The sequence below is a fragment of the Dyadobacter sp. CECT 9275 genome, from assembly GCF_907164905.1.
Lineage (GTDB): Bacteria > Bacteroidota > Bacteroidia > Cytophagales > Spirosomataceae > Dyadobacter > Dyadobacter helix.
This window is the reverse complement of record NZ_CAJRAF010000001.1, coordinates 214,306-240,748: the sequence shown is the minus strand read 5'-3', so window position 1 is coordinate 240,748 and position 26,443 is coordinate 214,306. Positions and strand designations below refer to the sequence as shown.

Sequence of the window (26,443 nt, the reverse complement as noted above, 5' to 3'; positions counted from 1 at the left end):
AACTCAACTTTCGGGAGTTCTTATAATTTGCTAACTTTCCGACATTGGAATAAAACTCAGTTAAAATGACTTCCGCTCGGCAGCTATATCAGTACATTGTTAAAAGCATAAAAGTATATCCCGAAAAAGAGGCGCAAGCCATTACATTCATGCTTCTGGAGCACTATGTAAGGCTACGGAATATTGATGTTCTGGTGGATCGGCCCATTCCTGAAAACACCGCTCAGCCGGACTGGGAGGGCATCATCGAACGGCTCAACAACAATGAACCGGTACAGCATATTATCGGTACCACCGAATTTTGCGGACTGGAGTTTCGGGTATCTTCCTCGGTACTTATCCCGCGTCCGGAGACAGAGGAACTCGTCCGCATGGTTACAAGAGATTACGCCGAACCTGACAAAAATATTGAAATTCTGGACATCGGTACCGGCAGCGGCTGTATTGCTATTGTGCTGGCACGTTTTCTGCCGCACGTAACGGTGCATGCCTGGGATGTATCAGACGAAGCCCTGGAAGTGGCGCGTGAAAACGCTCGCCAGCTGATTGCAGACGTTCAGTTTGCAAAACAGGATATGCTGAACGTCACTTTCCCGCTAGCCGGTAACACGCAGCAATTTGACTGCCTGGTGAGTAACCCTCCCTATGTCACCTACGCAGAGGCGGAGCACATGCTTCCCAATGTGCTACGCTTCGAACCCCATGAGGCTTTGTTCGTGGAAGACAGCGATCCGCTCTTATTTTACAAGGCCATCGCAGATTTTGGCAAACACCATATTAAAGCAGGAGGTAAATGTTACGTTGAGATCAACGAACATTTTGGATTGGAGACAAAAAAGGTTTTTGACGAAAGAGGTTACAAAAACGTAGAAATTCTGCGCGATATTCACGGTAAAGACCGCTTCGTGAGGGCGATATGGGAAGGCTGATAGGTGACACGAGGTCTAAAGAACAATTGACACCAAGAACATTTACTCAACGAAAGCTGTGAAAACCTTGCTTTTAAAACAGACGAAATGTACCTAGAAAAAATAAAGGATGTCCTGGATGAAATGGGAAAAGTGGTGGTTGGCCAGGAAAAACTTCTTAACAGGCTGCTCATCGGATTGTTTACCGGAGGACACGTGTTGCTTGAAGGTGTACCAGGACTTGCTAAAACATTGACGATCAACACTCTGGCAAAAGTACTGCATCTTGATTTCCACCGAATTCAGTTCACTCCCGACCTTCTTCCTGCTGATCTCATCGGGACGATGATTTATAAACCTAAAATCGGTGATTATGAGGTTAAAAAGGGACCGATCTTTTCCAACATTATCCTAGCCGATGAGGTAAATCGTTCCCCCGCAAAAGTACAGTCAGCGCTGCTGGAAGCGATGCAGGAAAAACAGGTGACCATTGGAGACGAAACCTACCCGCTGGACCGCCCGTTTATCGTACTCGCCACACAAAACCCTGTGGAACAGGAAGGTACCTACCCTCTTCCCGAAGCACAGATAGACCGGTTTATGATGAAGGTATATGTGGACTACCTCAACAAGCAAGAAGAACTTGAAGTAATGAGAAGGATGTCGGATATCTCGTATGAGTACCAGATCAGGCCTATCCTCAACAAGGAAGATATCTTCGCGATCCGGGAGAATGTCAACAAAGTCAATATTTCAGATACACTCGAACGTTATATTATCGAGCTGGTTTTTGCCACCCGGCGGCCCTTGGATTATAATTTACGGGATGAGGCGCGGTATATCCAGTTCGGTGTTTCCCCAAGGGCTACCATTTACCTGAACCGCGCAGCCAAAGCACTGGCATTTCTCGAAGGGCGGGACTATGTATTACCAGAGGACATCAAGGAACTTGCCCCCGATATTATGAATCACAGGATTTTGCTTAACTACGAGGCAGAAGCCGACGGTGTACGTACGCTGAGCATTATTGATTCCATACTAAGGAAAGTGGCCATCGGATAACCTGGCAACCATCAAGGGACAGGATCATGACCGTGCCCACCCCACGGATGGCACCTCGAAAAACGTTTCAGGCCCAGCCATCCTCCTTTGAAAAACCCGTGCTTCTGAACTGCTTCGATCATATACTGCGAACAGGTAGGAGTGTAACGGCACGAATTGGGCAGGTACGGCGACAGTACACCCTGATAAATCCGGACCAGCCCGATGAGTAAAAATTTCATGTCGCGTCTTGTGTAAAGTATTATCTTTGAAACTGTCAATTAACATTAATAACGCATGATTTCCTATATACTTTGGGATGTAAATCCCGAAATCTTTACAATTCCTGAAATTGCAGGTTTTGGCCCTTTTCCTGTCAGATGGTACGGTCTTCTTTTCGCTGCAGGTTTTTTGATAGGCCAGCAAATCATGATTCATATTTTCAAAAAGGAGGGTAAGTCTCTGGACGATATTGATGCGCTGACGTTGTATATGGTAATTGCAACAGTGGTGGGTGCACGCGTAGGACACTTTCTTTTTTATCAGCCCGAAATTTTATTCAAAAACCCTCTCGAAGTAATATTGCCTCCCTATGCCGGGCTTGCTAGCCATGGCGCTGTCATCGGCATTGTTACAGGACTTTGGTTGTATGCGCGTTCAAGAAAGAGTTCAGGACAAACGTTTTTCTGGGTTGCGGACCGTATGGTTATCACCGTAGCCCTGGCAGGGGCTTTTATCCGGTTCGGAAACCTGATGAACTCTGAAATAGTAGGCCGCTACACCGACGTTCCCTGGGGGTTCATTTTTATGAAAAATACCGAATTCACTAAAATTCCACGCCACCCCGCACAGCTTTACGAATCCATATCCTGCTTCATTCTTTTCTTTGTGCTGCTTGCACTCTGGAATAAATACAAAACCCAAACACCCCGCGGTTTGCTGGTTGGTGTGTTTTTTGTCTGGGTATTTACTCTAAGATTTTTCTATGAATTCCTTAAGGAAAACCAGGAAGCATTTGAAGCCAATTATCCGCTCAACATGGGGCAGATACTAAGTATCCCCGTAGTACTGCTGGGGATCTATTTTATCGTTCAGTCCAGGAAACCGCTTCCGCAAAGCGGCGGCAAATAAGCCCCTTCGGACCTCAAGAAAGCATAGACAAATAAAAGTTTTTTTTGGTTAATTTGTACTTTACTGCAATCCCTTAAATACTTTCAAGATGAAAAACAAGATAATGTTATCTCTCACCCTGGCGTCTTTGCTGATGCTGAGTGGTTGCGGCGGAAAAAAAGAAGAAGAGGAAAAGGAAGAACCAAAAAATGCAGTGGAAGCCCTGCAAAGCATCGCCGACAAGGCAAAGGAAATGAGTACCAAAGAACCCGTGGACCCGGTTGATTTCCGAAAGTTAAAGGAGTTGCTGCCGGAAAAAGTAGGTTCTCTAACAAGAACGGAAGCAACAGGAGAAAAAACGGGCGCAATGGGATTTACGGTATCTACAGCGCAGGCCCGGTACCAGAATCAGGGTGGTGGTACTGCCAGGATCGAGATTGTTGACACAGGAGGCATTGCCGGGGCAACCACCATGGCGCTGGCGGCTTGGTCCATGGCCGACATTGACAAGGAAACGGCTAGTGGCTACGAAAAAACCACAACCCTGGAAGGACATAAGGCATTCGAAAAGTATGACAATGAAAGCAAATCCGGTGAACTAAACGTACTGGTGGCAGACCGGTACATTGTGAACGTACATGCCGACCAGATTTCGTCGGATGAAATGAAGGATTTATTAAAGGATATTGACCTGGATAAGTTATCCGAGATAAAATAGATACTTACCCGCTAACATAAAAAGAGGAGCCGAATGGCTCCTCTTTTCGCGAGGTGGAGAAAATATATGATCTTGCACTGGCAGGATCAGGGTTTACAAATTCCTTTTTTAACGATCAGCCTACTGCAAAATCCACTTTGTCTCTTAGCAGTTGTTTTGCCTTCACCAGCTGATTTTTAACCGTATTTTTAGAAATCCTCAGAAATTCAGCAATTTCCTGATATGATTTCCCTTCTTCAATATTAAGCCTCAGTATCATTTTGCGCTTGACCGAAAGCGAGTCAACAGCTGTTTGCACCATGTTAAGCCTTCTTTCCTTTTCTTCCTTTTCATCTTCGGCATAAGCCTTCATCATATCCATATAGTGCATTCGCATTTGCTCGCTTTTCTCCATTTTCTTGAAATGGTCAAAGGCCATGTTACGAAGGCAGGTAAACAGATAAGAACTGAAGTTCTGGTCCGGCTTGATCTGTGCACGTCGCATCCATATCTTCAGGAAAAGATCCTGGGTCATATTCTCGGCCTCCTCTTCATCCTTTAGTAAGGAAATGGAGAACCTCAAAGCAGGATTTTTGTAATAATTGTAAAGTTGGGCAAAGGCTGCTTCATCGCCCAGCGTTACTTTTCTTAGGGTGTTTTCGTCAGGACAGGCCACGGGAGTAAAGGGTTTATTTCAATAATATTTTTTGTTAAAGTCTTAATTTACAGCGGAGATTATATTCTAATTTTTCTCCAATTAATACAAGTTTCAACTTCGCATGCAATTTAAATTATAAACAAACTTAATTTCAAAAAAGTAATATTTAACCAAATAACGAACCTCTGTCTGATGCTTTCAGGAAACAATAATCTTTTAACAGAGACTTAAAGAATAAATTCTATTGCGCGGTGTCATTGAAATCTTAGGATAAATGTAGCACCCTTATTTCATTTTCAAATCGCAACTTGCGTAAAATTATCTTCATTTTGCGCAAGTTATAATTAATTATCCTAACACTGTATTATTTTATCATTACAGTTTTTAAATCCTGTGTATCAAAGCGTTTAGAGGTACACATATTTAATATATTCTTCATATAAGGATAATATTTCACGGATATGTTTTCTAGTAGAAGCCCAAAAATGAATTTCGGCCAGATAGCCCACCTACAGGCATGACCAGTATATATTGACATACTTTAGTTGCATCCGGAAAATCCTTTCGCAGGCAACTTCCTAAACATTAGATTACAGAATCAAATGAATCAGCAAAAACTCACAAGTATCGTTGAGAAAATCTCAAACGTCAGGATCGCAGTTTATGGAGACTTCTGTCTGGACGCCTATTGGCTGATGGACAACAGGGCCTCAGAAGTATCGGTCGAAACCGGACTTTTTACCGAAGTAGTCGGTACGCATTATTATACACCCGGTGGAGCAGGAAACGTGGTGGCTAATCTTGCGGCGCTAAATCCTGCATCTATTAAAGCCATTGGAACAATTGGTAACGACCTTTACGGCAGGGAGCTCACGGCTCAGCTTCAGGCTTTCGGTGCCGACACCTCTTCTCTTTTCATTCAATCCGGAAAGTTTGAGACCTATACCTATCTGAAAAGACTTGTAGATGGCAAAGAGGAACCCAGGATTGACTTCGGTGCATACAACGAAAGGAGTGATGAAACAGATGCCAAATTGCTGGCGGCCATTGAGGAGGCGCTCCTCGAATACGATGCATTGATATTCAACCAGCAGGTTACGGGAAGTATCAATAACGAAGCGTTTATAACAGCAGTCAATGCACTTTTTGCCAAGTATCCCGACAAGATCGTGATGCTGGACTCCCGTCATTTCAACGGACATTTCACAAATACCTACCGTAAGGTCAACGATCGTGAAATTTCATCGCTGGCCGGCTTCCCCGTTTCGCCCGACGCTGTGGTGGCTATTAAAGATGTAAAAATATACGGAGCTCAGGTGTTTGAGCAAAGCGGCAAGCCTGTTTTTGCAACTTGTGGCGAAAGAGGTATCATCGCATTTGATGCAGAAGGAAGCCATCAGATCCACGGGCTGCAACTGAAAGGCAAGCTGGATACCGTGGGTGCCGGAGATACCACCATCAGTGCAATTACCTTATGCCTTGCTGCTGGTTTCGAGCCGAAAGATGCTGCAGCATTCGGAAACTTTGCGGCAGGTGTTACCGTACAGAAATTGTTTACCACAGGAACTGCAAGCGCCGAAGAAATACTTAAGATTGGCGAGGAACCCGATTACATCTACAATGCCGACCTGGCGGTGAATGAACGCGGAGCAGTTTACCTGCCCGAAACCGAATTTGAGATTTGTGCTCCGGAGGTTCTGGAAAAACTCGGACATATTAAATATGCAGTCTTTGATCATGACGGAACGATCAGTTCTCTCCGCCAGGGCTGGGAGGAGATCATGGAGCCGGTCATGATGAAATCTATCCTGGGAGAACAATACGATACTATAGATAGCGGTACCTTCGAAAAACTGACAGTAACGGTGAAGGAATTTATCCAGAAAACCACGGGTATCCAGACGATCTACCAAATGGAAGGCCTGGTGAACCTGGTCCGCGAATTTGGATTTGTGCCGGAAGACAAAATCCTGGATAAATTTCAATACAAAGAAATTTACAACGACGGCCTGATGGAAATGGTGAACGTACGCATGGCGAAGCTGCTATCCGGCGAGCTGGGCCAGGAAGATTATACCATGAAGGGCGCAGTTGCATTCCTTCATGCTTTAAAAGAACGTGGCGTTACCATGTACCTCGCCAGCGGTACCGATGTGGATGATGTAAGACATGAAGCAGAGACGCTGGGTTACGCAGAATTGTTCAATGGCGGAATTTACGGTGCTTTAAGAGATTATACCAAATTCTCTAAAAAGATGATCATCGAAAAAATCATTCGTGAAAACAACCTGAATGGCAACGAACTCGCCGTTTTTGGCGACGGTCCCGACGAAATCCGTGAAGGACGCCGGGCAGGCGGGATCTCCGTGGGTATCACTTCCGACGAAGTCCAACGCTTTGGCCACAATCCAGCCAAACGCCCTCGTCTGGTAAAAGCAGGCGCTCAGCTGCTCATCCCCGACTTCTCGCAATACAAGAAACTGGTATCCCTTTTGTTTCAGGAAGATGTAAACTTTGCTGATGCATGATCCTCAAAACTGGTAAAAATCTGCCCTTTTACATGCTTGTTCTGACGCTCGTGGGCGGTTGCTCAAGGAATCAGAAAAGTACTCCTTATCAGGATTCCGCCTTTTGGCAGGAATATCATGAGGCTTATCCCGTTGGCAGTACCGTGCCGGAAAATGATGTGAGGGATATAGCCGTTGACGGGCAGTCCAATATCTGGATTGCTTCGGCCGCAGGTGTTTACCAAAAAAATAATCATGCGCCAGTATGGAGGCAGGTCCCGGCGGGTGAAACCGCCGGACCTGCCTATGCCGTTCATGTTGCAGCCAATCATGATATATGGGTTGGTAACTGGAAGGGATTGTACCGGTACCAAAACCAGAAACTGGAGAAAGTGACAGGACCGGAAGGTCCTGTTTCGCTTATCTGCTCCACTCCAAACACCGTTTTTGCGCTGGGCCCGGATGGCCTTTGGGCCAGCAAAGGTACTGGCTTTGTAAAAATCGAGGCAGCATTACCGGGCTCGGTAAGAGATATTACGGCTTCACCTGACGGCGGATTGTGGATCGCTACTGACGTAGGGCTTTACTATTGGTCGGAGAAGGAAAGCAGGCATTTTTACAAAACCAATGATATCATCAGTGGTTACACCAAAGGGGTAGCTTTTGATCATCAGGGAAAACTCTGGGTAGGTGGCCTCGGCGGAGTAACCATCCGAAACAGTGAAGGCAAAGAAAAAGTGCTGCTCCCAAAGGACGGAGTTCCGTCCGTATTTGTTACCAGGATCAGGCGTGCACCGGATAGTACCATGTGGGTGGGCAGCCAGACTGGCGTGGTGAGGTACCGCCCCGATGGCAGCCATTCGTTACGCTTTTCAAGGCGCTGGCTACTGGACGACCATGTGAACGCTATCGCATTTGACACCGACGGCACAGCCTGGATAGCCACTCCGAATGGCGTAAGCGCCATCCGGAAGAAGAAATTTACATTGGCACAAAAAAATGATTACTTCATGGATGTGCTGATGAAAAGGCATATCCGCGCTCCATGGATTGCAGGGCAGGCACATCTGGTCATTCCTGGGGATACTACTTCGTGGAAACCGGAAGATGACGATAACGACGGTGAATACACCGGCAACTACCTGGCCATGGAAAGCTTCCGCTACGCCGCCACCAAAAGCCCCGAAGCCCGCGAGAATGCGAAAAAAGCGTTTGGCTTCCTGAAATTTTTACAGGAAGTTACCGATACTGACGGCTTCTTTGCCCGCACCGTTGTCCCTGCCAACTGGACCGGCCTCCATGACGAAAACCGCACTTATACACCCATAGAATTAGCTGAAGAGCGCGTGAAAGAACCCAGGTTTAAACCAGTCGAAATGCGCTGGCGAAAATCCAAAGATGGCAAATGGCTCTGGAAAGGGGATACCAGCAGTGACGAAATGTGCGGCCACATGTTTGGGTACTACTTCTACTATACCCTTGTGGCAGACGAAGCAGAGAAAAAAGTCATAGCTGCCCACATAGGCCGTATCGTGGACCACCTCATGAAGCATAACTACAACATGACCGACATCGACGGGAAGCATACGCGCTGGTCGGTATGGTCACCCGACGACCTTAACCGTAACCCGGAATGGGTGCCCGACAGGAATCAGAATTCTATGGAACTTCTGACCTTTCTTAAACTGGCCTATCACACGACGGGAAATCAGAAATACGAAAAGGAATACCGAAGGCTCATCGAAAAAGAACATTACCTGCAGAATATGAGCGAGGTAACTATGCAGAACCCCGCCTGGTTTATTTACTTCGATGTAGTATTACAGGCATACCTGTATCCCATCCTGATGAAATGTGAACAAGATCCTGAACTGCTCAAATTCTATTCAAACCATCTGGATAAATGGTTTGATAAAAGAAGAGCAGATCATAATCCGCTGATCAACTTTATTTACAACTATTCTCAGAACAAAAAAGAAGAAACCGCCCATTCGGTTGACTTCCTGATAGACACCCCGCTGGACCTTGTGGACTGGCCCATCGATCACCGTAAACGGGAGGATATTAAAATAGTGCGCGCACCCTCTCTGGAAGAAGAACAGCTTGGCGAGCTTCAGCCGGCAAGTATCCGCATGACCGTGCGCTGGGATAAAAATCCCTGGACACTGGCAGGTGGAAATCCGCAGGTTGAACGCGAGCCTGTCTTCTGGCTTTTGCCTTACTGGATGGGGAAATATCTTAAATTGATCGAATAAAATAGTATTCTTTCACATTTTCGAAGTATCCCATACAATCTTATCCTACGTTTCGCTGAAGTTATGCTTATTAAAAATCTGGTTATCCCCCGCTGGTTATGCTACGTCCTGATGATCGTTTATTCTCAAAGTACCATAGCCCAAACCAAGAATACCTATGCCGAAAAACTAGGCTGGCCTAAAGGGACCAAAGTGGTTATCTTCCATGTGGATGATGCCGGAATGTCCTATTCGTCCAACCGCGGTGCCATCCGGTCCATAGAAGAAGGAGTGGCCACCTCGGTCAGTATCATGATGCCCTGCTCCTGGGCGGCAAGTTTTGGCAAATATGTTCTGAAAAATCCATCCGTGGATGCTGGTCTTCATCTCACGCTTACCTCCGAATGGCAGGATTACCGCTGGCCACCGCTGAATGGCATAAGCCATTCCCCAGGGCTGGTAGATAACGATGGATGTATGTGGCATACCGTGGAGCAAGTAGTTAAAAATGCCAACCCCGATATGGTCGAGCAGGAAATTCGGGCGCAGGTGGAACGGGCTCTAAAAATGGGGCTGAAACCTACGCACCTGGACTCGCACATGGGTACACTATTTGCGCACGTGCCTTTTCTTGAAAGATATATCAAAATAGGTATCGAATACAAGATCCCTGTGATGTTCCCAGGCGGAAACAATACCCTTCTGAAAGATTGCCTCCAGTATCCGATGATCAAAAAACTGAAAGCGGAAGGAAAATGGCAGGAAGGCATGAAACTCCCCGACCTTGACCTGCTCAAACAATCCACATCTGTTGGTGAAATGATATGGAAAGCGGGCCTGCCTGTACTGGATGATTTGCATACCATGAGCGGCGACTGGCGGCCGGAAGGAAGCAATGTTCCTGCTGCTGACTGGGGGAAATATAAAGCAAAGAAATGGATGGAAGCGCTGGAAAAAATGCAGCCCGGAGTAGCCATGCTGATCGTCCATAGCAGTGATATTACCGAGGAATTCAAATATATAAGCGGTTCCGGCGGATCACGCTATGCGGATATGTTATCCATGATGGATCCCGACCTTAAGGCTTATATCAAGTCAAATGGTATTGTACTGACTACCTGGAAAGAGCTGATGGAGAGGAGACAGAAAATCAAGTAGAGTATCCTGCCAAAGTCTTGTGCCTTACGGGTACCCCATTTTATTACCGCCGAATTTCAACTTACTCATTCAAACATGCGAATATCCTTTTTCTGCTTCCTGAGTTTTTACCTGCTCTTTTCATTTTTTGCAATAGGACAAAGCCCGGAAATCATTCAGGAATCAATCATTTTCCCCCAACAAAAACAACACGTTCACGGAAGCAGCCTTGTCAGCCTGCCCAATGGCGACTTCCTGGTAGCCTGGTTTCAGGGAAGTGGTGAAAGGCAGGCCGATGATGTACGCATTATGGGAGCGAGGCTCAAAAAAGGTAAAAAGGCATGGAGTGAACCATTTCTGATGGCAGATACTCCGAATATCCCTGATTGCAATCCGGTTTTGTTTCTTAACAAATCCGGCAAGTTATTCCTGGTATGGATAGCAGTGCAGGCCAATCTCTGGGAACAGTCTATCCTGCGTTTCCGGACTTCAACCAATTACACCAAAGCCGGCGCACCCGTCTGGAGCTGGCAGGACAATATACTGCTGAAACCCGATCATCGTTTTCCGGAAGAGCTTGAAAAAAAGTTCAAGGACCTTCCCGAACATCACACTGGCTGGGCCGGTTATGCCCCAAAGTATGATAAAATGATCATTGAAGCGGGCAAGGACGCCCCAAAACGAAGTATCGGCTGGATGACCAGAATAAAACCAACCCAGTTGAAATCCGGGCGAATTATTCTGCCATTATACTCCGACGGCTTTAACTTATCGCTCATGGCCCTTTCAGACGATGACGGCGAAACCTGGCGGCCAAGCCTGCCGGTGGTGGGCCGCGGGCCCATACAGCCCGCCATTGCCAAACGTAAAAATGGAAACCTGGTAGCCTACATGCGCGACAGCGGGGATGAACCCACCCGTGTGCACATGAGCGAGTCGGTGGATGAGGGAGAAACCTGGACCGCCACCGAAAAGCTGGATATTCCTAATACTGCCAGCGTGGAACTATTGACCCTTGCCGACGGCCGCTGGGCCTTTCTGGGAAATGATATTGATGACGGCAGGTACCGGTTAAGTCTCTTTATTTCTGACGATGAAGGTGAAACCTGGAAATGGAAAACCAAAATCGAAGATCATAAACCAAACGAAGGCGGCTACTCTTACCCATCGCTGATACAAACCGCAGACGGGCTTTTACACATGACCTACTCCCACCATTCCGAAAAAGACAAAAAGTCGATCAAGTACGTAGTAGTGAATCCGGGGAAACTGGCTAAAACGAAATAATGACCGCAACAAAATACCAATCCTATTGCTTTTTTGAATTTTAACACCATAGGCTAGCACGCCACTCATAACCGAAGATTATCATGCAAAAGTACGCTCTCTCTATTCTTGTTAGTATATGCATCCTGGCAGGAATAATACCCTCCAGCCAAAGCATGGCTCAGCAGCCAGTTTATAAAGATGTTCCTTACTGGCAGGATTACAGTATAAAATATTACACCGACAGCCCCTCCCAGCAACTGCTGGACATCGCTTCAGACAGGAATGGCGTTATCCAGATTTTATCCGGCAACATCCTGCTTCACCCGCGCGACGGGCAGTTTCTGTATCCGGGAACGCTGGTTACCGACAACACCTATCGTTTTAATACCGATAAAAAAATAACTTCTCTAATCAGCTACAAAAATCAGCTGGTATACCTTACCAATTCCGTCGTTTTCAGTAATGCCTGGGCAGGGAAAGTGTTCATTAAACATGGCCTGCCGGATGCAAAAATATTCGAAGGTGGAAAAGATTTTGCCTTTTTGGTATCGGACGGGAAAGCCTTGCAGCTCGTTAAAGACTCCAAAATTTTGTGGAGCGCTGCATTTCCGGAGGATGAGGCCATCGGGATACGTTACCAGGCAAAAAATGATCAGTTCTGGATCCTAGGAAAAAAATCTTTGTACACTTTATCAGCCGGAAATGTGTTGAGCAAAGTGTTTCAGGCTACCGGCTTCACTTCATTCGACATTACCGGGAGCAGCAACAAAGTAATAATCGGTACTACGGATGGCTACATTACGTATGATATTACCGCTAAAAAACAGGCGGGTGAAATCCATAAAAAATTGCCTGTTACGCATATCACTGCTGTAGAAGAAATTAACGGAGAGTTATGGTTTGGCTCAAACAACGGCGCCTTTTCACTACGGACCGATGGTAAATTCAATTATTACAACGGAGAACGCTGGCTTCCCGGCAATGTAGTAAAAACCATTAAGGCAGGTCCTGGTAACTCCGTTCTGATGCTTACGACCGCAGGTCTAGGCCATCTTAATTTCAAGCAGATAACCCTTGCCGAAAAAGCAGCCTATTTTGAAGACCAGGTGCGGTCCAGGCATATCCGTCTTGGATTCAATTCGACTTTAAGAAATATGAAAAAAGGGGATATCGCCACCGGCTTCCTGGAAGATTCCGACAACGACGGTCTGTGGACTACCATGTACCTGGGCGGCGAGATATTCCGCTATGCAGTAACAAAAGATTCTTCAGCATTACAAAATTGCCGCGAGTCACTGGACGCGCTCGAAAGGCTCTACGATATTAACCCGGTACCTGGTTTTCCTGCACGTTCATTTGAGAGAAGCGGACACACCAGCGAGCTTTCAGACCATGAGCGTTGGCAGCATGCCCCTGATAAAGAATGGGACTGGAAGTCTACCACCAGCAGTGACGAGGTAATAGGTCACATATTTGCCTTTGGCGCTATGGCTGAATTGATTAAAGAGCCTACCATGAAGAGCAGAGCCATTACGCTGATCGACACGCTGATGTCGCACATCCTGAAAAACGATATGTACCTGATCGACTATGACGGGCAACCGACCATGTGGGGAAAATGGAACCCCAAATATGTAAATTCCTTTCCTACCAATGTGGGAGACCGGAAGCTGAATTCGTCCAACATCGTAGCCATGCTGCAAACTGCCTACCATTTTACCAAAAAGGAAAAATACAAGAAAAAGGCATTTGAGCTCATGACCAAACATGGTTATTACGAAAACATGATGCGGCCTATGAATGAGATCGGGAAAGCCCCGGCAGACGCCGACGAGCATGCCAAACATATGTCTGACGGCTGGAACCATTCCGATGACGAAATGTACTTTGTAGGATACTGGGGACTGTACAGATATGCCTTTAATGATACCCTTAAAGCAAAATATAAACAGCAGATCATTGATCACTGGAAAGCGGAACGCCCCGAAAAAGAGGGAGCCTGGAATATTTTCACTGCGCTGACAGGCACCAAGGAATTTGACCTTAATGAGGCTGCCTGGTACCTGAAAGAACACCCGCTTGACCTGATTGACTGGCAAATTGAGAACAGCCACAGGAAAGATATTGAAATGCTGGAACCGAATTTCCGGAGACAGACCACCAAGGAAGTTCTCCCTCCGGACGAAAGGCCTATCCAGAGACATAACGGCAACATGTTTAACCTCGACAGAAAAGGAGGCAACGGCAATTCCGAACACAGTGCGGGGGATATCTGGCTGCTGCCTTACTGGATGGGCCGGTATCTGGGAGTAATCAGTGCACCCGTTGCTGCTAAACATTAAAAACTGTTAAAAATCCTCGTTAATAAAACATGGCAGATTTATTGAATACCGCCACTATCCTAGCCCTTTTTACTTTTATGAGTTCTTGCCAATCCACATCTGATATGGAGGAAAAACAGCTTACCCATGACCTGAGCTACCATCACGACCTGGACAATAATGATAACTTTTCCCCGGATGGCCGCTGGCTTGTGTATGATACCCGTACGGATGACGGCGGGATTGCTGAATCGGCAAAAATAGAGCGAGTGAATATTGAAACCGGTGCGATAGAAGTTTTGTATGCGCATAAGGACAATAACGTCTGGGGCCCCGGCGCCGGGGCTGTGAGTTACAGCCCGGTCGAAAATTCCGTGGTTTTTATACATGGTTTACTGAACAGCTCTAAGGAAAATCCATACCAGCAATGGCGCCGCACGGGTGTGATCGTGAAGGATGACAACCCAGGTACACCTATCTATATGGACGCCCGCGACGTGACTTTTCCTTTTACGCCCGGTGCGCTGCGCGGCGGGACGCACCGTCACGAATACAGCGGGGACGGCCAGTGGATCGGGTATACCTACAATGATGCAATTCTGAAGGCCCTGGAAGATTCAACCGGCGTCAAAAGAAATTTAAGGACGATGGGTGTTTCCAAAAATGTGAAGGCTGTTAAGGTGGATGAAAACGGTGAGAACATTTCAGGTGAATGGTTCAGTGCATTGGTGGTTCGGGTAGTCCCCGAACCTGCCCCGGGAAGTGATGACATCAGCCAGGCAGCCAGTGATAGCTGGGTGGGAAAAAAAGGCTATCAGAAACCCGATGGAAGCTGGCAAATGGCACGTGCATTCCTGGGTGCCACCAGAAATGAAAAAGGAGAAACGGTACTGGAAGTATATGTGGTTGACATTCCGGACGATATCACCCAACCAGGCCCATACGGTCCGCTGGAAGGTACAGCCACTGAGTTTCCGATGCCCCCAAAAGGTACGGTTCAGCGTCGGCTGACCTTCACCGCCAAATCCGGCCACCCGGGCTGTGCAGGCATTGTACGGTCTTCCCCGGACGGAAAATTGCTCTCCTACCTGGCCAAAGATGAAAAAGGTATCCAACAGATATTCCTGATTTCGCCTTTTGGCGGTACGCCACGGCAACTGACTGAACACGATTCTAACGTTAGCGGGAGCATACGCTGGCATCCTGATGGACAGCACGTCAGTTACATCCACAAAGGCAGTATTCAGATTTGCGCGTTGGGAGACGAACCTTTTGAAAAGCGGGTACAGGTACTAACGGCACCTTCAACTCCTGCTCCCACAAACATGGTATGGTCACCGGACGGAAAGACCATTGCCTTTAACAAACTGGTTAAAGGAGAAGATGCGCAGGGGGGATCTCAGCAGGTATTTGTGAAGAAGGTTACGATTAAGTAACGTTCCTGACTCACAGTACATCCCCATGGAATCAAACAAATTCAGTGCTCAGGCTGAAAATCTATTTTTCGATATATAGAAGCGAGCGGTAATTCCAGGCCGAAAAAAGGAAGGGGAATTTTGTCTTCAGGTTTTTCGTAAAACTCGACATACCAGCGGTCCCCTTCCCTTGTGTATACCCCCACAAAACAGCTTTCCTGTTCTGCCACAAGATAATACTGCAGGGATGGCAAAAGTCGGTATTCGTTTAACTTAGTAATGCGGTCCGTTTTTTCAGTAATTTTTGAAATCACTTCGACAATCAAGATTGGCTCCGTGGCGTACTTAAGTTTATTGCCACTTTCCCTGAATATTAAAAATCGGGGATCCGGAAAATTTTACCTGCCTCAACCTGCAATTTTACCGCATTCTGTACGAAGATATATGGCTGTTCCTCCAGATATCCGCGCAGGTAGTAAGAAATATTTCCCGCAATCTGATTAGCAGTAACTGATTCTCCCGACATCTCAACTATTTCTCCGTTTACAAATTCAAATCGTCCTTCATGCGATTCACTGAAGGAAAAGTATTCTTCCAGAGTATAAAGTTTTTCGACGATAGCTTCCATAATCATCCGCTTTTAGTCAAAAATAATAATTTCCGTTTAAATCCTAAAGATGAGGAAGTAAGGATTAAACTATGATTTAACAAACCAAACCAACTGAAAATCAAAGTCTATGATCAAGGGAGCAGCAAACCCGCAACCTGCTGGGCATACCAGCGCATCAGAAAATCGTTGGGATGATTGATATTATTTCCTGTCATGTCGGGATAGTCTTTATGTTTCAGCAATTCTGCATGTACCGTGGTCATATCCACATAGGCAATACCTTCGCCAGCCATTTTTTTCAGCACATCTCCAAATGTCAGCTGTGTTCCCAAAAACGTCGACTCAGGATTAGGCAATGTTGTGGATACCAGAATGAACTCAGCCTTTGGATTTTCTGCTCTCACATTGGCAATAATAGCGCTGATATTCTCTCCGAATTTCTCAGGTGACATTTTGCCCGTACCGTCATTCATCCCGAAGGCAATCATAACCAGATCGGGTTGGTGATCTGTTACAAGTTTCTGTGCATTGTTTTTACCCCATTTTGAATCCTGTCCGGCAACGGCCGTATTGGTAAAAGTAACGGATGTCCTATACTGGCGGCGCAAGGTTTCGGCAACCAGCATACCCCAGTCGGGCAGGTTTGGCTCTACACCAAATTTGCCGCTCGCATTGTATCCCTCAGAGATACTGTCACCATAAAGCAGGAGATGCAGCGCCTCTTTTTTCTGCAGCTTTCCAATGGATATGGGCAGCGCATCCTTGTTCTGCGTGTAAACAAGTCCCTTCCATGCGTTTTTCCGGTGGGTGTAAGTCACAGCCAGCTGATGATCGTGGAAAAACGTACCTTCCCTGAAAAGGAGTTTGCCTCCGCCTTTTCTTGGAAAAGTTTTAAGAGAGGTAGTATCCGGAAACATTTCCTTTTCTGACAGAGACACCGCACCTGAACCAGGCAAAAGGCATATCCTGCCATTCCGGTATTCCCAGTCTACGCCACGCTTGTATTCGATGTTAAGCGCCGAGTTTTTTACCGAAATAATCTTTTTGGGTTTGAACAACAACTTTGCTTCGGCCGGTGCTCCATCCTTTGAAATCATCATCACCGATTCGTTATACATGGTTTTCCCCTTCCAGAATGGTCTCATGGCAAGATCCAGCCAGTTTTCCTGCTGCGCAAACCCAGGCAGCGACAACAATATTAAAAATGCAGCAACAAACGATTTCATTTTTTCAGATTTGGTTTCTTAAAGAGGGATCCCGGATCAAAAGCTCTGACCGGAGCACCATGGTTTGGGTTGCATCAAAGGGTTTTGAACCATTCAAATGGCTGATCATCGCGCTTACGGCCCACTCACCCATCTGCCTTCCGGGGTAGTTGATGGTAGTCAGGTTCGGTTCAATTACCTCGGATACGGGGTCATTGTTAAACCCTGCGATAGCAATATCTCCGGGAATGGCAAAACTCTTCTGTTTTAACGCCTTCATGCAACCAATGGCGCAGATATCATTGGCCAGAAAAATGCCGTCCGGCTTATTTTCCATTTTATCAATATAATCAGCAACCGCACCTCCCGATTCCGGACTAAGGTCGTTGATAATCAGTAAAGATTCAGCAAATTCCAGCCCTTTTTCCGCCAGGGCTTTCCGGTATCCGTCATAGCGCCCCCGGTACACATTTCTGGCAAGATTACCGGCCACGTGCATAATCTTTCTGCAACCCTGCGATATCAGGTGCATCGTTGCATCATAGCCTCCCTTTTCATTATCTATCACAATCCCCGGAAACCCCGGTACTTCAATAGTACGGTCGAAGAACAAAACAGGCACCCCTTTTTTCAGAAAATTATCAAAATGCTCAAACGTTTCGGTATCATACGCCACCGAAACCATCAATCCATCCACTCGGCTGTTGTACATGGCACGGGTATTACCCTTTTCATGATGTACCGATTCCAGCGACTGGCTGATCAGCAGGTTGTAGCCCGCCTTATTGGCAACGGTCTCCATCCCGGCCAGTACCGACGACATAAAATGACTGTTGAGCCTTGGTACAATAACACCAAGTGCCTTTGTACTTTTTCTCCGGAGACTACTCGCAAAGGTATTGGAACGGTATCCCAGTTCATTCGCCTTTGCAGTGACGGCATTCCTGGTTTTGATATTAATGGCAGGATGATTATTAAGTGCACGGCTGACGGTAGCTGCTGAAAGGCTCATGATCCGGGCAATATCATAAATGGTTACCTCCTTCTCCATAGCGTATGATGGCCGGCCAGAGCAGGCTGAATTGCTTTGTTAGTGATTGTATTTATCTTACCGTTCAGGGTATCTTGCAAAGATATGACTTTGACAGATAAGAGTACGGGCATATTTTAAGGTTGCAATCGGTTGCAATACAACTTTTTGTTTAGATATTTATACCTGATTCTCAGCCCGGTAGAGAAATATTGAAATCTCGGCAGTAATTTCTGTAAGGATAAAGCACAAGGAATCACGTCTTTATAAGGAAGTTCTGTTTCACAATCAACTGAATTACAATGATCCATACAATGCGCTGGTTCGGCCCCAATGATCCGGTATCCCTGATGGATATCCGGCAGGCAGGCTGCACGGGTGTGGTTAGTGCGCTTCACCAGATACCCGTCGGCGACATCTGGAGTGTGGAAGCCATTCGTGAAAGAAAAGCGCTCATTGAAGCCGGAAATGAAAACTACACGCCACTGCACTGGCTGGTAGTGGAGAGCCTTCCGGTGCATGAACATATAAAAAAGGGGCTGCCTTCCAGGGAAACTTACATCCGTAACTACAGGGAATCGCTCAGGAACCTGGCCCTGTGTGGTATCAAAACAGTCTGTTACAATTTTATGCCGGTACTGGACTGGTCCAGAACTGCGTTGCACTATCCCCTCGCCGACGGCTCCACAACGCTTCGTTTTGTATGGGAGGATTTTGCCATCTTTGATCTTTTTATTCTTCAGAGGCCTGGTGCGGAAAATGATTATGACCCGCAGGTCAGGCTGGCGGCCCATACGAAATTTAAAGGTATGTCGGGGCAGGATATACAGCATCTCACCAATACCGTGCTATTGGGTTTACCGGGTTCGGAAGAAGCCTACGGCCTTTCCATCTTCCAGAGCCTGCTGGACGAGTATGCCCACATCAATGATCAGAAACTCAGGGAGAACCTCTACTATTTCATTTCGGAAATTGCCCCACTGGCTCAGGAGCTGGGTATCAACCTTTGTATACATCCGGATGACCCTCCTAAATCTCTGCTCGGCCTGCCGCGCGTGGTGAGCACCAGCGACGATCTGCAGCAACTGATGAGTGCCTCTCCCGTACGGGCAAACGGGATTACTTTCTGCACGGGTTCACTGGGTGTAAGGGCAGACAATGATCTGCCGGAGATGGTCCGGAAGTTTGCGGACCGTATTCATTTCGTGCATTTAAGGACAACAAAAAGAGAAGAAAATCCACTGAATTTTCATGAAGCGCCACATCTGAAAGGAGATGTGGATATGTATGAAGTTATAAAAGAACTATTGGCGGAAGAAAAACGAAGAAAGGAAAAAGGATATCCGGAAACAATGCTTCCCATGCGCCCCGACCATGGCTTTCAGATGCTGGACGATTTGCAAAAAAGAACCTATCCTGGCTATTCGGCCATTGGCCGACTGAAAGCACTTGCCGAACTAAGGGGCCTCGAACTGGCTCTGAAACGGGAAATGAGTACATTTTAAAATCAATAAGATTAAGTAATTTACCCCAATGAATATTTCCACAAAAGAAAATTTATCTTATCAAAACCCAACACCCGATCTCACACCCTTTTCTCTGGCAGGAAAGCTCGCACTCATTACGGGAGGAGGCAGTGGCATTGGATTTTATATAGCACAGTCCATGGTACAGGCCGGTGCAAGGGTGGTCATTACCGGCCGCCGGGAGGCGGTTTTACAGGAAGCTGTAAAAGCACTCGGCCCACGGACAGGTTACGTTGTAAACGACATCACGCAGCTCGGCACTATCCCAGGACTCGTGGAGGATATCGAAACACAATTCGGTGCCATTGATATTCTGGTGAACAATGCAGGTGTAAATATGAAAAAACATGCCGTGGAGGTCACAGATGAGGATTTTGACCGGATCGTACAGACCAACCTGCATGCCGTTTTTTCCATCACCCGGGAATGCGGCAAGAAAATGACCGCACGTAAAAGTGGCTCCATCATCATGATCACCTCCATGGCTGCGTTGTACGGCATTGACCGCGTAGTAGCTTACACTGCCTCCAAATCTGCAATCACGGGCATGGTGAAAGCGCTAACGACGGAATTTTCGCCTTACAATGTCCGGGTAAATGCTGTTGCACCAGGTTTCATTGAAACACCCATGATGCTCACCGCCATGAACGGTGACCCGTCCAGAAGAGACAAGGCCATGGACCGGACTCCCATGGGTACCTGGGGGAAACCCGACGATATTGGCTGGGCTGCGGTGTTTCTTGCCTCTCCTGCTGCAAAATTCATTACCGGTGTATCACTGCCTGTGGATGGCGGAAATTCCATCGGGTTTTAAATTTAAGTACGACCAATAAAGCATTCATATTCTTCCTGTTCCGAACATGACAAAATCTTTTAAACTCTTCAAATACCTTTTGCTGCTACTTTCCTTGGCGGTGACAGCACAGTCCTATGCCCAAAAGATCAAATGGAATAAGGTTAAAATTCTTGTGTATACAAAAAACGGAAGTGGATATGTGCATGATAATATCGCCAATTCCGTAACGGCCATTCAGGAACTTGGCAAGCAGCACGGTTTTAAGGTGGATGTCAGCAATGATCCGGCCACTTTCACAGACGAAAACCTGAAACAGTATGATGCGCTGGTTTTTTCCAATACCAACAACGACGTGTTTGATACCGACGCCCAAAGAGTGGCATTGATGCGGTATATACAGGCTGGCGGAAATTTTGTAGGGCTCCATTCTGCTTCGGGTACCGAGCGAAAATGGCGTTGGTTTAAAGATATGCTCGGCGGAACGTTTTTCTGGCATGAGCCAGGGCAAGGATTTACGGTAAAAATACTGGATGCAAAAAATCCTTCCCTGGCACACTTGCCAGCACAATGGGTAAGAACGAAAGACGAATTTTATTTTATCAAAGAGCTGGGCGTTAATTTAAATGTACTGGCAGTTAACGATCACACAACGATCCAGAAGCCGGGTGGCAAGGCACTGGATACCTTCGGTACCGTATTTCCGTCGGTGTGGTGGCATGAATATGACGGCGGCCGGGCTTTTTATACTTCACTGGGTCATGAAAAAGAAGATTATTTTAAGGATGATCTGAAAAAACATATTCTTGGCAGTATCGAATGGGCCATTGGTCCGCAAAAAGCCAGGAATTACAGCAAGGCCTATGCCACCAGTCCGCATGATGAAGTGCGTAAGTAATAATCTGAAAGGACCCCTATTTTGAACACGGGTATTGCCAGCCTCTGCCCGTGGCCCGAACCAAGTATTAACTAATTAATCCTGAATCTCATGCATCCTACTGAAGAAATTAACCAGGACAGAAGATCATTTCTGAAAACTGCCGCCACCGGTACAGCAGGTATCCTGGCGGCGTCCATGTTCCCGGCTATTGTTCCGGCGAGTGTTTTTGGCAAGAATGCCCCGAGTAACAAAATCAATATCGGGCAGATCGGATTCGGAAGGATCGGGTCTTCGCACGATTTGCCGGAAGTCATCAAAAACGAAGCCGCGCACGTGATCGCAGTGGCCGACCTGGACAAAAACCGTCTGGCACAGGGGAAGGTATGGATCGAGAAAAAATATGCAGAACGCACCGGGAAAGACAAATATCTGGAAGTAAAAACATACGACGACTACCACGAGATTCTGGCAAGAAAAGATATCGACGCGGTCATCATCAGTACGCCCGACCACTGGCATGCACAACCTGCTATGGAAGCCGCAGTTGCGGGCAAGCATATTTATATGCAAAAACCCACTTCCCTGACTATCCGGGAAGGCAGGCAGATGGCCAATATGATCATTAAGAAAAAAGTCATTTTCCAGCTGGGAAGCCAGCAGCGTTCCATGAATCCCTGGCCGCAGTTCAAACGGACTTGTGAGCTTGTCAGAAACGGCAGGATAGGGAAACTGAAAAAGGTATATGTCGGGCTCCCGGGCGACCCTTCCGGCGGTAACCCTGCGCCTATGCCGGTTCCGTCTAATCTTAATTATGATATGTGGCTGGGCTCCACTCCCGAAGTTTACTATACCCTGGACCGCGTTCACTCCCAAACCGACATGCTCAATGAGCGTCCGGGATGGTTACGTTTGGAACAGTTTGGGGCAGGTATGATCACCGGCTGGGGCTCACACCATATTGACATCGCCCACTGGGGAATGGATACAGAACTTACCGGGCCCATTGAAATTGAAGGCAAGGCAACATTCCCCGCTGCGGGTTCGGGGCTATGGGATGTCCACGGTGACTTTTTGGTGAATGCCCGATATGCCAATGGTGTAGAAATGGAAATAGGAGGTACCAATCCAAACGGTGTGAAGTTTGAGGGAACCGAAGGATGGATTTTCGTTTCACGCGGGAATGTAGGCGTAACGGCATCAGACCCGGGTGCGGCTGCGGCAGCCAAAGAGAATAAGGCATTTTACGCGAGTGATCCGAAAATCCTGGGTTCTGTTATCGGCGAAAACGAAATTCACCTTTATGCCAGCCCCGAACAGCACCAAAACTGGATTGAAAGTATTCAGAGTGGAAAACAAACCATCAGCCACGCAGAAATTGCCCAGCGATCGTGCACGGCTTGTCTTTTGGCACATACGGCCATGAAACTGGGAAGAAAACTGAAATGGGATCCTAAAAAGGAGGACTTCATAGGCGACAAGGAAGCCAGTGCAACTTTATCCCGGCCTCAGCGAGGCCCTTACGGAACCACAAAAGTCAAGGGCTGATTCAGCAGCAGGGATATACTCTTTCGCTAAAAAAAGAACCTTTGCGGGCGGCCGCAGAGGTTCTTTTTTAGTTTAAATAAAATTCGCAGGAAATTGGTGAAATAACGATTTTTCAGATCATTAAGGATCCATTTGAAAAAACTGTGAGGATCAAAAACGGGAATGGAACGGTAAAAATCATAAATTGCTGCAATCCGGCTTCGTTACTCCTTTCCCGGCTACGAATGATTACAATCATTACTCCGTCATGAAACATATATTGCTTTTGTTCCTGGGCATTTCCGCTCTCTCCTGCTCTAAAACCAAATACGACACCATCATCCGCAACGGAACCATCTATGACGGAAACGGCGGAAAACCCTACGCTGCCGACATCGGAATTAACGGAGATACCATTGCCTACATTGGCGATCTTAAAAATGCAGAGGCCAACAATGAACAGGATGCAAAAGGCAATGCCGTAGCACCAGGCTTTATCAATATGCTTAGCTGGGCAGACGAATCCCTGATTCAGGATGGCCGGAGCCAGAGCGACATAAGGCAAGGTGTAACCTTGGAAGTATTTGGCGAAGGTTCCAGTATGGGCCCCATTAACGCGAAAATGAAAAACGCAATGCTGCTGGGACAGGGGGACATCAGATACCCCGTAACCTGGAACACACTGGGCGAATACCTTCAGTTGATGGAGAAAAGAGGTACAAGCTGCAACATTGCCTCATTTGTGGGGGCCGGTACGTTGCGTACTTATGTTGTTGGTGAAGATAACCGGGCCGCAACTCAAGCCGAACTGGATAGCATGCAGCGGCTTGTGAAACAGGCCATGGAAGAAGGAGCCATGGGGGTGGGTTCATCCCTGATTTATCCTCCCGATTTTTTCGCGAACACGCAGGAGTTGATTGCCTTGTGTAAAGAAGCTTCGAAACACGGTGGTATGTATATTTCCCATATGCGCAGTGAGGGTAACAAGCTGGACCAGGCCGTTGAAGAGTTGCTCACCATTGCCCGGGAAGCGAATATCCCGGCAGAAATTTATCACCTCAAAGCAGCCGGAAAAGATAACTGGCATAAAATGGACCGTGTGATCCGCCGGATTGGAAAGGCAAGGGCTCAGGGATTGCACATTTCCGCAGATATGTATACCTACCTGGCGGGCGCTACGGGCCTCACAGCCGCCTTTCCTCCTACACTGCAGGATGGAGGTTTCGGAAAATTGTGGCAGCGGCTCCAGGACCCGGCGATCCGTTCTGAAATGAAAAAAGCCATGAACAGTAATCCCGCCGAATGGGAAAACCTGTACTATGCCGCCGGATCACCGGAAAAAGTACTGCTGCTCGGTTTCGCCAAGGATTCCTTAAAAAAATACATTGGAAAAACCCTCGCTGAAGTTGCCCGGATCAGAGGAAAATCTCCGGAAGAAACCGCCATGGACCTGATCGTACAGGATAGCACCCGGGTTGGCGTTGCATTTTTTATGATGAATGAAGACAATGTAAAAAAACAACTGGCATTGCCATGGGTTAGTTTTGGCTCGGATGCCGCGAGTTATTCTCCTGAGGGCGTTTTTCTAAAATCACAGCCTCATCCCAGGGCCTACGGAAATTTCATAAGGGTACTCGGCCATTACTCGAGGGACGAAAATCTGTTCCCCCTGGAAACAGCTATTTATAAACTGGCTAAATTACCGGCCACCAACCTGAAACTTCGTAAACGGGGAGAAATCAAAGTGGGCCACTACGCGGATATTGTAATTTTTGATCCGGCTCAGGTACGGGATCATGCCACTTACGACAAGCCTCAGCAATTCGCAACGGGAGTTTCCGACGTTTATATAAACGGTGTGGCAGTGCTCAAAAACGGTGAACACACCAATGCAAAACCCGGAAGATTTGTGAAAGGGCCGGGATATACCGGAAAGTAGGACGTCAGTAATTCCCCTTATACTCTCTCGGGGTATGCCCGATGTACTTTTTAAAATTCCTGTTGAAATTTGACAAAGAATCAAAACCACTGTCATAGGCTATCTGGGCAATGGTCCACTGGTCCTCCAGCAATAATTTGCAAGCGTGTCCGATGCGTATCTCGTTGACAAAGTCGATGAAGGTCTTGTTCGAGCGTGCCTTGAAGTAACGACAAAATGCTGCTTCACTCATTCCGGCCAGAGAGGCAACATCACTCAGCCTTATTTCCTGAGCAAAATGCTGCAGTACATAATTGTGCACTTTCTGCATTCTTTCGGTTTCGGAAATCTTGTAGGTATTCACATATCCGTAACTCGCAATCGGTGTTCCCTCCTGCTCGTGCGCCAGGCGGTCCAGCAGGGCCAGCAGCCTGAGAATACTCTTAAAACCTTCCGTATGCAGCAGCCCTTGTAGCTCTTGCCTGATATGCTCCCTCACCTCTCCCTTATAAACGATCCCTCTTTTTGAGTCGATCAGCAATTGCCGGAGCGCCAGCATTTCCGGCTTTTCCAGAAAATCCTTTCCCAGAAAATCTTCCTGAAAATAGAGCACAATGCCATGGGTGGAAAACGCGGCATTTCCCTCAAAATAGACCGCATCACTTCTCCAGAGGTGTGGGACGTCGGGACCCAGAAAAACAGTATCTCCCGGCTCAAAAGTGTGGATGGAATCTCCGATGAAACGCTTCCCAGTTCCTTCCATCACCGTGAACAACTGGTAGTGCGGGTGAAAATGCCAGTTCGCATCAAAATGCGGCTCTTTAAGTTCATGAACCGTTATTGTCCTTACCTGGCTTTCAATATTTTTATGAATCGGCGCCTTCATACCTTACACCTTCATTTTGACTTAAATTTGAAACAATACCCAAATAAAAGTCAATATATAGTCAATCTTAATCATTTTGATATAAAATTTCCTTTGCGGGAGAATTCCATGATGCAGAAAAGCTGTTTAAGATTCTATTTATTCCACCATCAAACCATTCTTTCCGTATCAGTGTTTTCCCTTAAGGTATCTTTTTAAAAGGTCGTCAGACTGATGCCTTTTAAAAAGATACAATGAAAAAAATCAATTTAAGCAAGCCTTTCCAACGTTCGGACGTTATGAGGTTTCTTCATTTAAATAAGGGCAAACACGCATCGTTATGAAAAACTTGAAATTTTGGCTGGTGTACCTGCTGCTGATCTTCTGGGGCACCGCCTGCCGGAAGGAAACAGCTATTCAAAGTGATCTTGAACTTGCGGGAAAATGGAAACTGGATTATATTATCCAGGAAAACGATACCATTAAAAAACCGGAACCTTATCATGCGCCTATGGAGGTGAGCCTTACCTTCAAAGACAAGGGTGAACTTGAAGCTACATCCTCCAATAATTTCCTGACCGGCTTTTATGAAACCGCCCAGGATAATACCATACAACTCGGTGGCGGGGGAACCGAACGGGAAGAAACCGACTGGGGGAATCTTTTCCTTCATGCATTGCCGGATATTAATTTGTACGATCTCAAAAGCAACCGATTAACCCTCATTTCCAGTAACAACAGCCGCCTGGTTTTTAGCCGGGCAAAATGAAGCAGGAGCATTAAATATCTTTTTTT

23 protein-coding genes are annotated in these 26,443 nt (G+C 46.8%); 16 read left to right on the top strand and 7 right to left on the bottom strand.

The annotated features are described in order from the left end of the window. Positions 1 to 65: 65 nt before the first annotated feature. The gene (prmC, locus tag KOE27_RS00875) at positions 66 to 929 is read left to right on the top strand and encodes a peptide chain release factor N(5)-glutamine methyltransferase (protein WP_215236992.1); all 864 of its coding nucleotides are present in this window, start codon (positions 66 to 68) and stop codon (positions 927 to 929) included. Between the two features lie 87 nt (positions 930 to 1,016). Further along, positions 1,017 to 1,970, top strand: a complete 954-nt coding sequence (locus tag KOE27_RS00870) for an AAA family ATPase (RefSeq protein WP_215236991.1) — start codon at positions 1,017 to 1,019, stop codon at positions 1,968 to 1,970. An 11-nt stretch (positions 1,971 to 1,981) separates the two neighbouring features. Here the strand turns inward: KOE27_RS00870 and yidD are convergent, their stop codons facing one another. Then, positions 1,982 to 2,191: a membrane protein insertion efficiency factor YidD gene (yidD, locus tag KOE27_RS00865; RefSeq protein WP_215236990.1), complete on the bottom strand. Its 210-nt coding sequence runs from the start codon at positions 2,189 to 2,191 to the stop codon at positions 1,982 to 1,984. 55 nt (positions 2,192 to 2,246) lie between these two features. On the opposite strand from yidD, the gene lgt reads away from it, so the two are divergent. Then, positions 2,247 to 3,080, top strand: a complete 834-nt coding sequence (gene lgt / locus KOE27_RS00860; RefSeq protein ID WP_215236989.1) for a prolipoprotein diacylglyceryl transferase — start codon at positions 2,247 to 2,249, stop codon at positions 3,078 to 3,080. 88 nt (positions 3,081 to 3,168) lie between these two features. Continuing rightward, entirely contained in the window at positions 3,169 to 3,777 is a 609-nt protein-coding gene (locus KOE27_RS00855; RefSeq protein WP_215236988.1) for a hypothetical protein, read from the top strand. Positions 3,778 to 3,892: 115 nt separating this feature from the next. Here KOE27_RS00855 and KOE27_RS00850 read toward each other — a convergent pair whose 3' ends face one another. Next, complete coding sequence (locus KOE27_RS00850) at positions 3,893 to 4,432, bottom strand: sigma-70 family RNA polymerase sigma factor (protein ID WP_215236987.1); 540 nt, start codon at positions 4,430 to 4,432, stop codon at positions 3,893 to 3,895. Between the two features lie 584 nt (positions 4,433 to 5,016). On the opposite strand from KOE27_RS00850, the gene KOE27_RS00845 reads away from it, so the two are divergent. The 6 genes from KOE27_RS00845 (at position 5,017) to KOE27_RS00820 (ending at position 15,318) form a co-directional block, all read left to right on the top strand. Then, positions 5,017 to 6,942: a PfkB family carbohydrate kinase gene (locus KOE27_RS00845; protein ID WP_215236986.1), complete on the top strand. Its 1,926-nt coding sequence runs from the start codon at positions 5,017 to 5,019 to the stop codon at positions 6,940 to 6,942. After that, positions 6,939 to 9,176 (top strand): ligand-binding sensor domain-containing protein, encoded by a 2,238-nt coding sequence (locus KOE27_RS00840; protein WP_229252577.1) that lies wholly within the window; start codon positions 6,939 to 6,941, stop codon positions 9,174 to 9,176. The genes KOE27_RS00845 and KOE27_RS00840 overlap by 4 nt, the downstream gene beginning before the upstream one ends. Positions 9,177 to 9,239: 63 nt before the next feature. After that, positions 9,240 to 10,313, top strand: a complete 1,074-nt coding sequence (locus tag KOE27_RS00835) for a polysaccharide deacetylase family protein (RefSeq protein ID WP_215236985.1) — start codon at positions 9,240 to 9,242, stop codon at positions 10,311 to 10,313. Between the two features lie 75 nt (positions 10,314 to 10,388). Then, entirely contained in the window at positions 10,389 to 11,579 is a 1,191-nt protein-coding gene (locus KOE27_RS00830) for a sialidase family protein (protein ID WP_215236984.1), read from the top strand. A gap of 83 nt (positions 11,580 to 11,662) precedes the next feature. Next, positions 11,663 to 13,903, top strand: coding sequence for a hypothetical protein (locus KOE27_RS00825; protein ID WP_215236983.1), 2,241 nt, complete (start codon positions 11,663 to 11,665; stop codon positions 13,901 to 13,903). Between the two features lie 104 nt (positions 13,904 to 14,007). Then, complete coding sequence (locus KOE27_RS00820; protein WP_229252576.1) at positions 14,008 to 15,318, top strand: DUF3748 domain-containing protein; 1,311 nt, start codon at positions 14,008 to 14,010, stop codon at positions 15,316 to 15,318. A 41-nt stretch (positions 15,319 to 15,359) separates the two neighbouring features. Here the strand turns inward: KOE27_RS00820 and KOE27_RS29815 are convergent, their stop codons facing one another. From KOE27_RS29815 to KOE27_RS00805, 4 genes are all read right to left on the bottom strand, one after another. Beyond that, entirely contained in the window at positions 15,360 to 15,611 is a 252-nt protein-coding gene (locus KOE27_RS29815) for a PDDEXK family nuclease (RefSeq protein ID WP_255573610.1), read from the bottom strand. A gap of 59 nt (positions 15,612 to 15,670) precedes the next feature. After that, positions 15,671 to 15,925, bottom strand: coding sequence for a Uma2 family endonuclease (locus KOE27_RS29810; protein WP_255573609.1), 255 nt, complete (start codon positions 15,923 to 15,925; stop codon positions 15,671 to 15,673). A 113-nt stretch (positions 15,926 to 16,038) separates the two neighbouring features. Next, positions 16,039 to 17,133, bottom strand: coding sequence for an SGNH/GDSL hydrolase family protein (locus KOE27_RS00810; protein ID WP_215236982.1), 1,095 nt, complete (start codon positions 17,131 to 17,133; stop codon positions 16,039 to 16,041). A gap of 4 nt (positions 17,134 to 17,137) precedes the next feature. After that, positions 17,138 to 18,163, bottom strand: coding sequence for a LacI family DNA-binding transcriptional regulator (locus KOE27_RS00805; protein WP_215236981.1), 1,026 nt, complete (start codon positions 18,161 to 18,163; stop codon positions 17,138 to 17,140). Positions 18,164 to 18,444: 281 nt separating this feature from the next. On the opposite strand from KOE27_RS00805, the gene uxuA reads away from it, so the two are divergent. From uxuA to KOE27_RS00780, 5 genes are all read left to right on the top strand, one after another. After that, positions 18,445 to 19,647 carry a mannonate dehydratase gene (uxuA, locus tag KOE27_RS00800; RefSeq protein WP_215236980.1) on the top strand — a complete coding sequence of 401 codons (1,203 nt, stop codon included), beginning with the start codon at positions 18,445 to 18,447 and terminating at the stop codon, positions 19,645 to 19,647. 28 nt (positions 19,648 to 19,675) lie between these two features. After that, the gene (locus tag KOE27_RS00795) at positions 19,676 to 20,482 is read left to right on the top strand and encodes an SDR family NAD(P)-dependent oxidoreductase (RefSeq protein WP_215236979.1); all 807 of its coding nucleotides are present in this window, start codon (positions 19,676 to 19,678) and stop codon (positions 20,480 to 20,482) included. A 46-nt stretch (positions 20,483 to 20,528) separates the two neighbouring features. Next, positions 20,529 to 21,359, top strand: a complete 831-nt coding sequence (locus KOE27_RS00790; RefSeq protein ID WP_215236978.1) for a ThuA domain-containing protein — start codon at positions 20,529 to 20,531, stop codon at positions 21,357 to 21,359. A 90-nt stretch (positions 21,360 to 21,449) separates the two neighbouring features. Beyond that, the gene (locus KOE27_RS00785) at positions 21,450 to 22,886 is read left to right on the top strand and encodes a Gfo/Idh/MocA family protein (RefSeq protein ID WP_215236977.1); all 1,437 of its coding nucleotides are present in this window, start codon (positions 21,450 to 21,452) and stop codon (positions 22,884 to 22,886) included. A gap of 247 nt (positions 22,887 to 23,133) precedes the next feature. After that, on the top strand, positions 23,134 to 24,804 hold the full coding sequence (locus KOE27_RS00780) for an N-acyl-D-amino-acid deacylase family protein (protein ID WP_215236976.1): 1,671 nt from the start codon (positions 23,134 to 23,136) through the stop codon (positions 24,802 to 24,804). 4 nt (positions 24,805 to 24,808) lie between these two features. Here the strand turns inward: KOE27_RS00780 and KOE27_RS00775 are convergent, their stop codons facing one another. After that, the gene (locus tag KOE27_RS00775; RefSeq protein WP_215236975.1) at positions 24,809 to 25,669 is read right to left on the bottom strand and encodes an AraC family transcriptional regulator; all 861 of its coding nucleotides are present in this window, start codon (positions 25,667 to 25,669) and stop codon (positions 24,809 to 24,811) included. Between the two features lie 319 nt (positions 25,670 to 25,988). On the opposite strand from KOE27_RS00775, the gene KOE27_RS00770 reads away from it, so the two are divergent. After that, positions 25,989 to 26,417, top strand: coding sequence for an META domain-containing protein (locus KOE27_RS00770; RefSeq protein WP_215236974.1), 429 nt, complete (start codon positions 25,989 to 25,991; stop codon positions 26,415 to 26,417). The last annotated feature ends 26 nt before the right edge of the window (positions 26,418 to 26,443 follow it).